Source organism: Rhizobium sp. 18065 (genome assembly GCF_902706095.1).
Classification (GTDB): Bacteria; Pseudomonadota; Alphaproteobacteria; order Rhizobiales; family Rhizobiaceae; genus Allorhizobium.
On record NZ_CACSJP010000006.1, the window covers coordinates 96,483 to 108,805 of the forward strand.

Consider the following 12,323-nt stretch of genomic DNA (forward strand, 5'->3'; position numbering starts at 1 on the left):
GATCAAAGGCATGGATGCCATCGTCAAGAAGTTGACCGCGGAAGCGCCGCGCCCGACGCGCGAGGAAGCCGAACAGGCCGTTCGCACCCTGCTGCTCTGGGCCGGCGATGATCCGGAGCGCGAAGGCCTGCAGGATACGCCGGCGCGCGTTGCCAAAGCCTATGGCGAACTGTTTTCAGGTTACGGGGCGGATATCGAAGAGGTTCTTGGCCGGACGTTCGAAGAGGTCGGCGGATACGATGACATGGTTCTCGTCCGCGACATTCCGTTCTTCTCGCATTGCGAGCACCATATGCTGCCGGTGATCGGCAAGGCTCATGTAGCCTATCTGCCGAAGGGCCGCGTTCTCGGCCTCTCCAAGATTGCCCGTGTCGTCGACGTCTTCGGACGGCGCCTGCAGACGCAGGAAAACATGACGGCGCAGATCGCCCATGCGATCGAGGGTACCTTGAAGCCACGCGGGGTTGCGGTTTTCATCGAGGCCGAGCATATGTGCATGGCCATGCGGGGCGTCCAGAAATCTGGCTCCACGACACTGACCACAACCTTCACCGGCGCTTTCAAGGACAATGCTGCCGATCAGGCGCGCTTCATGTCCATGGTGCGGAGCCGGTGAGCCTCTGAGGGTTTCGCCTGCCAATGACCAGCATCGACTTCGACGCCCCCTCCTCCGACAAGACCGTTCTTGAAGAGGGGCTGGCCTTCACGCCTAAATTTGACGCTCATGGATTGGTGACCGCCGTTGTCACCGACGCGCGCGACGGCGTCCTGCTGATGGTGGCCCACATGAACGCCGAAGCGATCGCGCTGACGCTGGAGACGGGCATTGGCCACTATTACAGCCGTTCGCGGGCTAAGATCTGGAAGAAGGGCGAAAGCTCCGGAAATCTGCAGTCGGTCAAGGAAATCCGCGTCGACTGCGACCAGGATGCGCTCTGGCTGAAGGTCGAAGTGGCCGGCCACGATGCCACCTGCCACACCGGGCGACGTTCGTGCTTCTATCGGCAGGCGCTGATCGTCGATGGAGCGCCGGCGCTGACGATTGCCGACGATCACCGGCACTTTGATCCGGATTCTGTCTACAAGGCTTAGTCCGGTCACCTTGAACTAAACGAAATCGTAAGCATAGAGTGTCCTAATACGAGCCGGAGTGTTCAGCTTGTGAGGGATACGGAGATGCTGAACTGGAGTTTAAGATCCAGCGGAGCCGGGCGTGAAGCGCCTTCGGTCGGGGAAGCGAGCGGCCTGGGATCCGGTCTGCCGACCCAACCCCAACCACCGAAGAAACCCAAGGTCGCCTTGGCTCTTGGCGGGGGAGCGGCCCGCGGATGGGCCCATATCGGCGTTCTGCGTGCCCTTGACGAGGAAGGCATCGAAGTCGGCATGATTGCCGGCACGTCGATCGGTGCGCTGGTCGGCGGTTGCTATCTCGCTGGCAAACTGGACGAGCTTGAAGTTTTCGCCCGCTCGCTGACCATGCGCCGCATTGCCTCCCTGCTCGACCTGACAATCGGCGGCGGCGGCCTGCTCGGCGGCATGCGCCTGACCAAGCGGATGCAGGAACATCTGCAGGGGCTGATGATCGAGGATCTGCCCAAGCCATTCGTGGCGGTGGCATCGGAACTCAACAGCGGTCATGAAGTGTGGATCGACGGCGGACACCTGATCACGGCGTTGCGGGCATCGTACGCCCTGCCCGGCATTTTCGAGCCTGTGCGCTGTAACAATCGCACGCTGATCGATGGAGCGCTGGTCAATCCGGTACCGGTCTCTGTGTGTAGGGCGCTCGAGCAACCGATCGTCATGGCGGTCAACCTCAACTACGACCTGTTCGGCCGCTCGGCCGTGGTCAAGCATCGCGCTGGCGAACTGGTGGAAACCACCAGCGAACCCGTCCGGGATCCGAACCGCATGGGCCTGACCGGCGTCATGGTCCAGGCTTTCAATATCATCCAGGACCGGATTTCGCGGGCTCGCCTTGCCGGAGACCCGCCGGATCTGGCGCTTCATCCGCGCGTCAACGATATCGGACTTTCGGAATTTCACCGGGCTGGCGAAGCGATCGAGCGCGGTTATGCGGAAACCAAGTCCCGAATCACCGAAATTCGACGCATGCAGGAAGCAGTCGCCCGCTGACCGGACGGATTGCGACAGCGAGCGGCGCCTTAATCCTGCACGCAGAGGTGCATGAGAAATCCGGGGTAACGCTGTCGGGCGTTACTTATCCCGCAATATAAGCCTTGATCTGTTCGGCCTCAGTCTCGATCTCGCGGATGCGGGACTTTACCACGTCGCCGATCGAGATGATTCCCGACAATTTGCCATTGTCTTCCACCGGCACGTGGCGAAAACGCCGGGCGGACATCATTTCCATCAGTTCATTGACGCTGGTGTCCTCGCGGCAACGATAGACGTTGGCGGTCATCAAGGTGGAAATCGGCTGATCAAAGGCATCACGGCCGTTCTGACCGATGGCACGCACGACATCGCGTTCCGTGAAAATCCCGACGATCCGGTTCTCCATGCCGACAACCACGACCGCACCGATCTTGTTTTCTTCCAGGATATGGGCGGCTTCACCCAGTGTGACGTTCGGACCGACAGTTACGACGTCACGGCCCTTCTGTTCGAGTATGCTTCTGGCAGATGCTGTCATGCTTTCCTCCTCACATTCATCACGTCTGGACTCACCGCTAGCCCGTCCCAAAGCGGCGATCCACAAATGGTGCATGTTATTCAAGAGGAATGCAATATTTAGATATTTTTAGCGATTTCGCACCGATCTGCTGTAGGGATCGAAGGGGCGGAAGCAGAGGAATCCGAACAGGAAACCACCGATATGTGCGTCCCAGGCGATCATGCCGGCATAATCTCCGAACAGTGGCAAGCCGAAGGCGACGGCGACATTGCCGAGAAACCAGACGATGATGAAAACCCGGACCGTGCGATCGGCCAGTGCCGCCGGCACCGAAAGCAAGGGCGGCTCGATGCCGAATGCCTGCAGGTAACCGCGCTGGCGTCCACCAAAGGCAAAGCGGCAGGCTGCTCCCATGAGCGCCGAGATCACGCCGGAGGCGCCGACCATCAATGACGGCGAGCCCCAGTTGACGACAGCGTGCAGGCCCGCCCCAGCCATGGACGAAATCACCCAGAAGATAACAAAACGAACTGCCCCGATCCGGCGGTAGACCGGGGTGCCGAAGGCTGCGAGCCAGAGGCCGTTGAAAGCCAGATGTTCAAAACTGCCATGCAGCAGCGAGTAGGTCACCGGCGTCCAGATCCAGGCCAGCGTCTGGTCTGCCAGCGGATAGACATAGCGCAGCGGCGAGAAACCGAATTCAAATGCGATCCAGGCATTGGTATCTTCGCTGAAGACCAGAGCCTGCAGGGCATAGATGACACTGAGCACTGCGAGCGACAAAAGGATGCCGCCCGGCAGGTTGAAGATCGGCACAGAGCCCTTTTGATGCGCGGTGTCGGCCGGCCCGGCTTGGGGCTCTTCGGGCGGCCCTGAATTTTCCTGCATCTCTGGCTCCTTGCGGCATTGCTAAGCAACCTGTTAGCCCAGACGCGCACCAAAAAAAAGCCACCCGGAACGTCCGAGTGGCTGCTGGGGCATGCTGCGGAACCTCCGCGCGCCTCGAGTTGGTGCCGAAAGCGAACCTTCGGGAAGTGATGGCCGTTTTTGCCACAGTCCCGCCGCAGCCGCAATCTCAACCAATCCTTAACCTTAACCGCCGGACATAAATCGGAAAAGGCGGAACAAAACCAAGGGTCACAGCAAACGTTATGTTAACGGCTTGCCGATAATCATTTCGTAACCGCGAAATAGACAGATCGCCCATGATGTATTCATCGCAGACCAGCCAGAGCAACACGATCGCCTCGCCGGGACAGCAGCGCGCCTTCCAGCGCGTCGCGGTCAGCCTGCAGGGTCGTCTTATGATGGCCGACTACGAAGAATATGTGTGCAAGGTCATCGACATGTCGCCGGGCGATGTCCGCTTCGCCTGCGCCGGCCGGCCGCGCCCGAATGAACGCATCATCGCTTACATCGACCATCTCGGCCGGATCGAAGGCACAGTCGTCAAGCTGACCGAGGACGGTTTCGTCATCTCGATCAACGCGACCGTGCGCAAGCGCGAGAAGCTTGCGGCGCAATTGACCTGGATTGCCAACAAACATGAACTCGGCCTGCCGGAAGACCGTCGCCACGATCGTCTGACGCCGCGTAACACGCGGACGGAACTGACGCTCGAAGACGGCAAGCGCTATCCTTGCCGCCTGATGGACCTTTCGCTGTCCGGTGCCGCCGTCGATATCGACATCCGTCCGCCGCTCGGCACAGCCGTTCGTCTGGGCAATATGCGTGGCCGTGTGGTTCGCCATTTCGCGGAAGGTGTTGCGGTAGAGTTTCTGTCGCTGCAGTCACGCGAAGCGCTTACCGAGTTTCTCTGATTTAATTTGCTAGTTGCCTTTGCGGCGTCAGCGGTCCCTCCGCTGGCGCCGCATGTCGTTCAAGCACGGTCCCGCATCTCGATGTACCGGCGTGTATTTTTTGCCCTCGGCAAAAAATAAATTTCTGCATCAAAATAGAACATCGCCTCACCACTTCTATCAGATCGCCCTCAAGGCACCGATGTCACCACGGATGCGCCGACGGCAGATGTCCGACGCGGCGGCAGCGCGGTGTGATCATCTCGGAAACACCGTCAACGCACGGCATATTAAATCCCATATTTTCAACAACTTGCAGAGATTTCATCGCGAATGAAACGCATGCGGAATCCAAATTTGGCTCAAATTTGATTGGAATTTTATTCTTATTTTCTTCAAAAAATACTCAAACAATAATTAAATACATCTAAATATAAAATCGTCTTATCATCAACTTTACCTCGATTTGTACTTCGGATTTTCGCGAGAGATCAAAAACTCGATGTCATGTTGGCTCCATCACGGGGAGACAACCAATGACAACAAAGATAAATCTGGGTATTGGACTTCTGACCGCCGCAATCGTCGGCTGCCTGGCAATGCCGGCTGCGGCCACATCTGCGAACATGCGCGTCATCGGCAAGGCCAATCCGCCGATCGGCCACTACGAATTCTGCAAGACCTATAGCGGCGAATGTTCGAAAACCGGAAGCGACACTGGCCCACTAGGCCTGACCGAGCCGCTGTGGAAAGAGATCCTCGAGATCAACTACACCGTCAACAGCCAGATCACGCCACTGACCGATATGGAGATCTATGGCGTAGAAGAACGCTGGGCCTATCCGCGCACCGTCGGCGACTGCGAGGACTACGCGCTTTTGAAGCGCAAGATGCTGATCGACAAGGGCGTGGATCCATCCAACCTGCTGATCACCGTCGTCCTCCAACCGAATGGTGAAGGCCACGCCGTGCTGACGATCAGAACCGATCATGGCGACTTCGTACTGGACAACATGCGCAACAAGGTGCTGCTCTGGTCCGACACCGAATATACCTATCTGAAGCGCCAGTCGTCTGAAGATCCCGCGCGTTGGGTCAAGCTTCAGGATGGACGCGCGAGCGTTGTCGGCAGCGTCTCGTCCAACTAGCGCGCACCTGCCAGCAACTCGTTTTACAATCTGGCCCGGTCTGTCCCCCGCATACCCGTCCCCCGACCGGAGCCACTGAGCCGGTCCCGTCCAACCGGGACCGGCTCTCCTTTTGTCACGCCGCCACCAATGATCATTTACGCAAGATTAACCATAATCGCCGAACGTCTGGCCTTCATGATATGGAATCGGCGCTCGCACATCTTGTTGCCGTCCGCCATACAGGCGAGGTCAGGCATGCAGAGCGAAACAGCCGAAACCGATCCTCACGATCACGCGCCGTTGATCTCGACACGGTTCCTGGTCGTCGCAACTTGTCTGGTGTTTTTTCTTGCCATCGCATCGGTCGCCATCAGCTATGCAGGGCGAATCTATGGCGAGCAGCTCTCCCTCGCCGGCCATAGCGGAAGCCGCGAGATCCTGACCATCACGATTGGTCGCGACCAGCTTAGTCTTCCCACGAATACGATCCGGTTCGAACAGCAGCGCGTCAGCGGCCCTGCCGAACAGATCGACCTCTACCTGCTCTGGCCGGAAATGACGGGCTACGACAAAGGCCTGCGCCGGCGGTTCGACGATCTTGCCCAGGAAAAATCCCTGATTTTCCTTCAGATTTCCCAAAGCACCATGTCTCGCGATATGTCGGGACGGGTCGGCGCAATTTACGCACACCTTCTCGAATCCCGATCGGAACCCGGGCCTGCCGGTCTCACTCTGAAGCGCTTTGAGCGGGGCGCGGGATACGACGGCGAGGCATTGCTCACCGCCAGCCGGGTCGGAGATGACGACTACGCGGTTCGCTGCCTTTTGCCGGCAAAGGCTTCACAAGCTACCGACGGCGACTGCCAGCGGGACATCCATGTCGGCGACGACCTGACCGTCATGTACAGGTTCTCAAGCCGCAGACTCGGCGACTGGGCGAAAATCGATCAAGCCGTTCGCAGCTATGTCGGCACGCGCGCAACGCCGGCACCCAGCGACAGCTCGCATAAAATGCGCCCGATCACGTCAACTAAAAGTTCATCATAAACCTCTTGGTAAGGCTAAGACCCTACCTTGTGCGGAAGTGGTCGCGATGGGGGAGCGTCCGGTCCGCAATGGTCATAGCTTGAAGAGTCTCGTGGTGCATAAATTATACGGAAACCTCTATTTCGCCTCTCGTATCCGCAGGCTGGCCGTTGCCACCCTGACGCTTGTGATGATGACGAGCTTCAGTGTCTCCGTCGCGCAAGCGGCGCCGAAATATGCGGGCGTGGTCATCGACGCCAAGACCGGCAAGGTGCTTTACAGCGAAGATGCCGACAGTCTCCGCTACCCTGCGTCATTGACCAAGATGATGACCCTTTACATGGTCTTCGAGGCGCTTGAGGCCGGACGGATCTCGCTGGATACCAAAGTACCGGTATCCAAGCATGCTGCCGCAGAGCCTCCGTCAAAACTCGGTGTCGGTGCTGGTCGCAGCCTGACTGTAGAGCAGGCCATCCAAGCGCTGGTCACCCGGTCCGCGAATGACGTCGCGACCGCTCTTGGCGAATTTCTCGGTGGCTCGGAACAGCGTTTCGGCCAGATGATGACGGCCAAGGCGCGCAACCTCGGCATGACCAAGACGACCTATCGCAATGCCCATGGCTTGCCGAACACGGCCCAGATGACGACCGCTCGCGATCAGGCGCGCCTCGGCATCGCCCTTCGCCAACACTTTCCGCAGTATTACGGATACTTTTCAACCCGCAGCTTCAAGTTCGGCAAGCAGGTGATCGGCAACCACAACCGTCTTCTCGGCAATGTGCGCGGCGTCGATGGCATCAAGACCGGTTACACACGCGCCGCCGGCTTCAATCTGGCAACGTCTGCCGAAGCTGATGGACGCTCGATCGTCGCAGTCGTCCTTGGCGGCAAGTCCGGCGGCAGCCGGGACACCACGATGCGCAAGCTCGTCGCCGCCTATCTGCCGAAAGCCTCAGGATCTCGCAGCGGCAGCAATTTGATTGCCGAAACCAATACGTCTGTTGCCCCGGGCATGGCGGCGACAGCGTCGCTCGCAACATCGGCCCCGAGCCTGCCGTCCACCGGTCCGATGCCGGAAACCCGGTATGAAACAGCACCCGAGACCGCATTTGCGGCACCTCAGCTCGGAAACGCTGCCAGTGCGGCCTTGGCCAAAGCAACGACAACACAGACGAATTCACAGGCTGAATCATCTGCAGCAGCCATTCCTGTGCCGCAGCCGGCTCCGGCCTATATGCCCGACAGCGGTGCGTCGATCGCGCCGGTGGCGCCGACACAATCCGTTGCCGAGTCTGCAGCAACGCCGCAGGGCATCGACACGACAACCACTGCCTCCACCGCGCCGTCTGCCGGCTGGGTCGTCCAGATCGGCACCTCACCGGACAAGGACATGGCAATGACCCTTCTGCGCAATGCGCAGGAAAAAGGCGGAAAGGTATTGCGTTCCGCCACCCCCTTTACGGTCGCCTATGATGCGGGTTCGCAGCAGCTCTACCGGGCACGGTTCGGCGGCTTCGACGACCAGAAAACAGCGGTCAACGCATGCAAGGCTTTGAAGAAAAAGGGGATCGGATGCTGGGCCGCTGCCCAGTAAACGATCCTGCCGGTAACCCTCGATTTGTATTGCGTACGAGGTAGTCAATATGGCGTTGAACGAGACCCACTTCGGTCGCACGAGCGACCAGGATAACCACGGTGACCTGGCTGCGAGCCACGGGCTTCATCCGCTGCATCAGGCGGCCTTTGGCCTTGCCGAGCTTGGATTGAAGCCGAAGCGCTCGAAGACCAAGGATCTGATCGGATTGTTGTTGTGTCATGGCGCGCGTGCATGGCGCTATTCCCAGCCGGAGGCGAAGATCCATTTGCATGTGTCATCGCAAAGCGGACGGTTTCCGATTATTCTGCGCCTGCGCTAATTAGCGAAAGGCCTAATCATGCCCGTCTATGCTCTCGGGGACCGCACCCCTCGCCTGCCCGCACAGGGCCGATTCTGGATCGCGCCGGATGCCCATGTCATCGGCGACGTGACCTTGGGCGATGATGTCGGGATCTGGTTCGGGGTGGTGCTGCGCGGCGACAATGATCCGATCGTGATCGGCGCCGGCAGCAATATCCAGGAAGGCACGATGGTGCACACGGATATCGGCTTTCCCGCCACCATCGGTGAAGGCTGTACCATCGGCCACCACGCCATCATCCATGGCTGCTCGATCGGCAACAACTCCCTGATCGGCATGGGCGCAACGGTGCTGAACGGTGCCCGTATCGGCGACAATTGCCTGGTTGGTGCCAATGCGCTGGTCACCGAAGGCAAGCATTTTCCGGACAATTCCCTGATCGTCGGATCGCCGGCACGGGTCATCCGGACACTGGACGACACCGCCATTGCCGGGCTCAGGCGCTCGGCGGAAAACTATGTGTGCAACTGGCAGCGCTTCGCGCGTGACCTGCGACTACTCCCCTGATCAGGCGCATTCGGCGCACAGTCCGCGAATTTCGATCGTTGTCTTCTCTGCCTTGAACTTCATGTCCCTGGTAATATCATCGAGACGGTGATCGATGGCGTGATCGTGGAACTCGGTGACACGGGTGCATTTGTGGCAGATCACGAAGGCAACCGTGCCGTGGCCGGAGCAGCCGTCATGCGGATGGGCGCAGGCGACGAAGGCATTGATGCTTTCCAGCCGGTGCACCATGCCGAATTCAACCAGTTTTTCGAGAGCCCGGTAGACCTGCAGGGGCGCCCGGAAACCATGATCGCGCAAACGGTCGAGCAGCGTATAGGCTGACAAAGGACCATCGGATGCCGACAGAGCGTCAAACACCAGAGACTGGTTCTTGGTGAGATCGGTCTTGGCCATGGTTATCCTCGTGAATTGGTATCAACAGCTTTCGACCCCGGACGGGGTAGAAGGCTGATCAGGAACAGCAGCAAAGCCGCGACGACGATCGACGGGCCGGATGGTGTGTCATAGGTCAGCGAACCGAACAGGCCGATGATCACGGCAAAGGCACCGATCACCGAGGCCATCACGGCCATCCATTCGGGCGTGGCGGCAAAACGTCGGGCCGCCGCCGCCGGTATGATCAGCAAAGATGTGATCAGCATGATGCCGACAATCTTCATGGCAATCGCGATCACCAGCGCCATCAGCAGCATGAAGATGACACGCGCTCGCTCGGGCTGCAGCCCCTCAGCCTCGGCAAGCTCGGCATTTACTGTGGCGGCAAGCAGCGGACGCCAGAGATAGGCAATGACAGCGACCACAATCACGCCGCCGATCCAGACAAAGGCAACATCCGCCGGCGTCACGGCCAATATGTCGCCGAACAGGAAGGCGATGAGATCGAAGCGAACCCAGGTCATAAAGGCGACCATGACCAGGCCGATCGCCAGCGTTGCATGGCTGAGAATGCCGAGCAGCGCGTCGGCGGAAAGCCCCTGTCGCTTCTGCAGCACGATCAGGATCAGCGACACGAGAGCCGCAACGACGAAGACGCTGACCATCAGGTTGAGCGAGAAGAAAAGCGACAGCGCCACGCCAAGCAAGGCGGAATGCGCCATGGTATCGCCGAAATAGGCCATGCGGCGCCAGATGACAAAACAGCCGAGCGGACCGGTGGTGAGTGCCAGACCAATGCCGGCCAGCATGGCGCGGATGAAGAAATCATCGAACATGGACGTGCTCCTCATGTCCGGAATTCTGATCCTGAGACTCCGACTGGTGATGATCATGATGCCCGTGATCATGGTCATGGTCATGGTCATGATGGTGACCGTCGTCCGGATGGCAATGATCCGTCACGGAACCGTCACCATGCAGGACACGACCATCGGGCAGATGGGTGTGGTCGTGATCATGGCTGTAGACCGCAAGCGTGCTGCCGGCCTTGGCACCGAAGAGCCGCATATATTCCGGGCTGCTGCTGACGGCGGCCGGGGTACCGCGGCAGCAGACATGGCCATTCAGGCAGATCACTGTATCGGTCTCGGCCATCACCACATGCAGGTCATGGGAGATCAGCAGGATGCCGCAACCTGTCGAATTGCGGATCGAGGTGATCAGATCATAAAGCGCGATCTCTCCGGAAAAATCGACGCCCTGGACCGGCTCGTCGAGGACAAGGATATCGGGCTTGCGGGCGATCGCGCGGGCGAGCAGCGCGCGCTGGAATTCACCGCCGGACAGGTGCTGCACCTCGGCGCCGGCCAGATGGCCGATACCCACGGCATTCAGTGAGGCGTCGATATCTGCCGGTGGCAAAGGCCCGGTGAGCGTCATCAGGCGGCGCACGGTCAGTGGCATGGTCCAGTCGACGGCCAGCTTCTGCGGCACATAGCCGACGCGCAGGCCGGGCTTGCGCTCCACCCTGCCCTCGTCGGCCCGCAATACACCGATGGCGAGCTTGGCACTGGTCGACTTGCCGGATCCGTTCGGGCCGATCAAGGTGACGATTTCACCCGGGCGGACGGAAAAATCCACGCCTCTGACCAGCCATCGGCCATTGCGATAGACCCCGGCACCGTTGAGCGAAACAAGCGGTGCGGCCTGATTGTTTTTCAATGCGGACATCACATTCCCGGAAATTTGCTGTTGCGTGAAGCTATGCCACACGTTATAGCATTACGCAATCAATGTAATATTATTACATAACGACTTCAATCGGAGCATCCCGCATGAAACGCACCCGCCTTGCCCTTGCTGCCACAACGGCAACTCTCCTGTTTTCGCCGGCGCTGGCCTTGGCCGCGCCACAGGTCGTGGTGTCGATCAAGCCGATCCATTCGCTCGTCGCCTCGATTATGAAAGGCGTCGGCGAGCCGGCCCTGATCGTCGAAGGGGCGGCCTCGCCGCATACCTACAGTCTCAAGCCATCCAACGCGCGTGCACTGGAGAATGCCGATGTGGTCTTCTGGGTCGGGCACGGGCTTGAGGCATTTCTCGAAAAGCCGCTGGAGGCGCTTCCCGCAAAGGCCAAGATCGTCGAACTGGAAGATGCGCCGGGACTGGTGAAGCTGCCCTTCCGCGAGGGTGGCGCATTCGAGGCCCATGACCATGGCGAGCACGGATCCGTAGAGCATGCGCATTCAGAGGAAGGTCACGACCATGCCGAGGAAGGTCATGACCACGCAGAGGAAGCCGGGCATACCGGGGAAGAACATGCCGGGGAAGAACGCGCGGCAGAAGAGCACGAGCATGGCGGGACCGACATGCATCTGTGGCTTGATCCGGCCAATGCCAAGGCAATGGCGGCGGAAATCGCCAGCACGCTGATTGAGGCCGATCCGAACAACAAGGCGATCTATGCAGCGAATGCCAAGGCGCTGGACAGCGAGATCGATGCGCTGGATGCAGAGATCGCCGCAACAATCGCACCGGTCGCGGACAAGCCTTTCGTGGTCTTCCACGATGCCTACCAGTATTTCGAGAAGCGCTACAAGGTGCGGGTTGCCGGTTCTGTCACGGTCAGCCCGGAGACGATGCCGGGCGCCGAGCGTCTGTCGCAGATCCATGCAAAGATCGCTGAACTGAAGGCCGGTTGCGTGTTCGCCGAACCGCAGTTCGAATCCAAGCTGATCGCTGTTGTCACGGAAGGCACTGATGCCAAGAGCGGCACGCTGGATCCGGAAGGCGGTGCACTCACCGAAGGGCCAGACCTCTATCCGCTACTGATGCGAAATCTTGCAACCTCAATGGCCGCGTGCCTGTCGAAATAACACGATCCTCC

Annotated in this window: 15 protein-coding genes; 10 read left to right on the forward strand and 5 right to left on the reverse strand. The window is 59.5% G+C overall.

The window, feature by feature from the left end; translation table 11 throughout:
* The first annotated feature begins 10 nt into the window (after nt 1-10).
* The 3 genes from folE to GVK95_RS15440 all read left to right on the forward strand — a co-directional run bounded on the left by folE (nt 11) and on the right by GVK95_RS15440 (nt 2,136).
* Complete coding sequence (gene folE, locus GVK95_RS15430) at nt 11-616, forward strand: GTP cyclohydrolase I FolE (RefSeq protein WP_159951189.1); 606 nt, start codon at nt 11-13, stop codon at nt 614-616.
* 23 nt (nt 617-639) lie between these two features.
* Entirely contained in the window at nt 640-1,092 is a 453-nt protein-coding gene (gene hisI / locus GVK95_RS15435) for a phosphoribosyl-AMP cyclohydrolase (protein WP_159951191.1), read from the forward strand.
* Between the two features lie 84 nt (nt 1,093-1,176).
* Nucleotides 1,177-2,136: a patatin-like phospholipase family protein gene (locus GVK95_RS15440; RefSeq protein WP_159951193.1), complete on the forward strand. Its 960-nt coding sequence runs from the start codon at nt 1,177-1,179 to the stop codon at nt 2,134-2,136.
* Nucleotides 2,137-2,221: 85 nt separating this feature from the next.
* On the opposite strand, the gene GVK95_RS15445 is transcribed toward GVK95_RS15440, so the two are convergent.
* A complete protein-coding gene (locus GVK95_RS15445; RefSeq protein WP_159951195.1) occupies nt 2,222-2,656 on the reverse strand; it encodes a CBS domain-containing protein in 435 nt (144 codons plus the stop codon).
* Nucleotides 2,657-2,764: 108 nt separating this feature from the next.
* A complete protein-coding gene (locus GVK95_RS15450; RefSeq protein WP_159951197.1) occupies nt 2,765-3,526 on the reverse strand; it encodes a rhomboid family intramembrane serine protease in 762 nt (253 codons plus the stop codon).
* Between the two features lie 320 nt (nt 3,527-3,846).
* Here GVK95_RS15450 and GVK95_RS15455 point away from each other — a divergent pair, with 320 nt between their 5' ends.
* From GVK95_RS15455 to GVK95_RS15480, 6 genes are all read left to right on the forward strand, one after another.
* Nucleotides 3,847-4,458, forward strand: a complete 612-nt coding sequence (locus GVK95_RS15455; protein WP_159951574.1) for a PilZ domain-containing protein — start codon at nt 3,847-3,849, stop codon at nt 4,456-4,458.
* Nucleotides 4,459-5,036: 578 nt separating this feature from the next.
* A complete protein-coding gene (locus GVK95_RS15460; protein ID WP_244618793.1) occupies nt 5,037-5,585 on the forward strand; it encodes a transglutaminase-like cysteine peptidase in 549 nt (182 codons plus the stop codon).
* A gap of 237 nt (nt 5,586-5,822) precedes the next feature.
* Nucleotides 5,823-6,614 (forward strand): hypothetical protein, encoded by a 792-nt coding sequence (locus GVK95_RS15465; RefSeq protein ID WP_159951201.1) that lies wholly within the window; start codon nt 5,823-5,825, stop codon nt 6,612-6,614.
* A gap of 169 nt (nt 6,615-6,783) precedes the next feature.
* Nucleotides 6,784-8,187, forward strand: a complete 1,404-nt coding sequence (locus GVK95_RS15470) for a D-alanyl-D-alanine carboxypeptidase (protein WP_244618794.1) — start codon at nt 6,784-6,786, stop codon at nt 8,185-8,187.
* A 49-nt stretch (nt 8,188-8,236) separates the two neighbouring features.
* A complete protein-coding gene (locus GVK95_RS15475; protein ID WP_159951205.1) occupies nt 8,237-8,509 on the forward strand; it encodes a hypothetical protein in 273 nt (90 codons plus the stop codon).
* 18 nt (nt 8,510-8,527) lie between these two features.
* Nucleotides 8,528-9,058 carry a gamma carbonic anhydrase family protein gene (locus GVK95_RS15480; RefSeq protein ID WP_159951207.1) on the forward strand — a complete coding sequence of 177 codons (531 nt, stop codon included), beginning with the start codon at nt 8,528-8,530 and terminating at the stop codon, nt 9,056-9,058.
* Here GVK95_RS15480 and GVK95_RS15485 read toward each other — a convergent pair whose 3' ends face one another.
* From GVK95_RS15485 to GVK95_RS15495, 3 genes are read right to left on the reverse strand one after another with little or no spacing between them, the layout of a single operon-like run.
* On the reverse strand, nt 9,059-9,454 hold the full coding sequence (locus GVK95_RS15485) for a Fur family transcriptional regulator (protein WP_159951209.1): 396 nt from the start codon (nt 9,452-9,454) through the stop codon (nt 9,059-9,061).
* Between the two features lie 2 nt (nt 9,455-9,456).
* Nucleotides 9,457-10,272, reverse strand: coding sequence for a zinc ABC transporter permease subunit ZnuB (gene znuB / locus GVK95_RS15490; protein ID WP_159951211.1), 816 nt, complete (start codon nt 10,270-10,272; stop codon nt 9,457-9,459).
* Nucleotides 10,262-11,167 carry a metal ABC transporter ATP-binding protein gene (locus GVK95_RS15495; RefSeq protein WP_159951213.1) on the reverse strand — a complete coding sequence of 302 codons (906 nt, stop codon included), beginning with the start codon at nt 11,165-11,167 and terminating at the stop codon, nt 10,262-10,264. The genes znuB and GVK95_RS15495 overlap by 11 nt, the downstream gene beginning before the upstream one ends.
* A gap of 104 nt (nt 11,168-11,271) precedes the next feature.
* Between GVK95_RS15495 and znuA the strand changes: the two genes are divergently transcribed.
* Nucleotides 11,272-12,312 (forward strand): zinc ABC transporter substrate-binding protein ZnuA, encoded by a 1,041-nt coding sequence (znuA, locus tag GVK95_RS15500; RefSeq protein WP_159951215.1) that lies wholly within the window; start codon nt 11,272-11,274, stop codon nt 12,310-12,312.
* Nucleotides 12,313-12,323 lie beyond the last annotated feature (11 nt).